This is a genomic window from Pseudoalteromonas sp. OOF1S-7 (genome assembly GCF_022347765.1).
Taxonomy (GTDB): domain Bacteria; phylum Pseudomonadota; class Gammaproteobacteria; order Enterobacterales; family Alteromonadaceae; genus Pseudoalteromonas.
Map to the genome: position 1 here is coordinate 1 of NZ_JAKRFZ010000048.1, position 1,099 is coordinate 1,099.

Genomic DNA, 1,099 nt, shown 5'->3' on the forward strand with positions numbered 1-1,099 from the left:
AGCTAGTAGAGATGGAAGTTCGTGAACTTCTTTCTGAGTACGACTTCCCAGGTGATGACCTGCCTCTAATCCAGGGTTCAGCTCTTAAAGCGCTTGAAGGCGAGAAAGAGTGGGAAGACAAGATCGTTGAGCTTGCAGAAGCACTAGATTCTTACATCCCAGAGCCAGAGCGTGACATCGATAAGCCGTTCATCATGCCTATCGAAGACGTATTCTCAATCCAGGGTCGTGGTACTGTTGTAACTGGCCGTGTTGAAGCTGGTATCATCAACGTGAACGACGAAGTTGAAATCGTAGGTATCAAAGAAACTACGAAGACAACTTGTACAGGTGTTGAAATGTTCCGTAAGCTGCTTGACGAAGGTCGTGCAGGTGAGAACATCGGTGCCCTTCTACGTGGTACTAAGCGTGACGAAGTTGAGCGTGGTCAGGTTCTTTGTAAGCCTGGTTCAATCAACCCACACACTAAGTTCACTTCAGAAGTATATGTACTGTCTAAAGATGAAGGTGGTCGTCACACTCCATTCTTCAAAGGCTACCGTCCACAGTTCTACTTCCGTACAACTGACGTAACTGGTAACGTTGAGCTGCCAGAAGGCGTAGAAATGGTAATGCCTGGTGACAACATCAAGATGACTGTTGAGCTAATCGTTCCAATCGCGATGGACGAAGGTCTGCGTTTCGCGATCCGTGAAGGTGGCCGTACAGTTGGTGCTGGTGTTGTTGCAACTATCGTTGAGTAATCAACAGTAGTGATGCAATAAGCATTGTGAAAAAGGCCATTCTCTAATAAAGAGCGTGGCCTTTTTTAATGTCTGAAATATCAGAAAAGTAAGGGGTTCCGTTAAACTGGCTCATTTCACCTTCTTTAAAGGGGAATATCTGCTCGAAAACATATCAAAAAGCACCTTTTTGTTTGAATTTTGCCCGAACGAACTGTTTTTCTCACTTTTCTTCAAAAAAGGGGTTGCACTGGGTTTCGATTTCCCTATAATGCGCATCCACCGACACGGGGCACAACGCTGAAAAGCAAGGCGCCAAGTGACGGGAAAGCCAAACGGAAAGCTTAATTAAGAAAAATTAAATTTTCTAGTTGACT

At 44.9% G+C, this 1,099-nt stretch carries 1 protein-coding gene; it reads left to right on the forward strand.

The window, feature by feature from the left end; genetic code table 11:
• Window positions 1-743: elongation factor Tu (locus MHN33_RS23760; RefSeq protein ID WP_239401957.1), on the forward strand; the 743-nt coding region annotated here is incomplete at its 5' end.
• Window positions 744-1,099 lie beyond the last annotated feature (356 nt).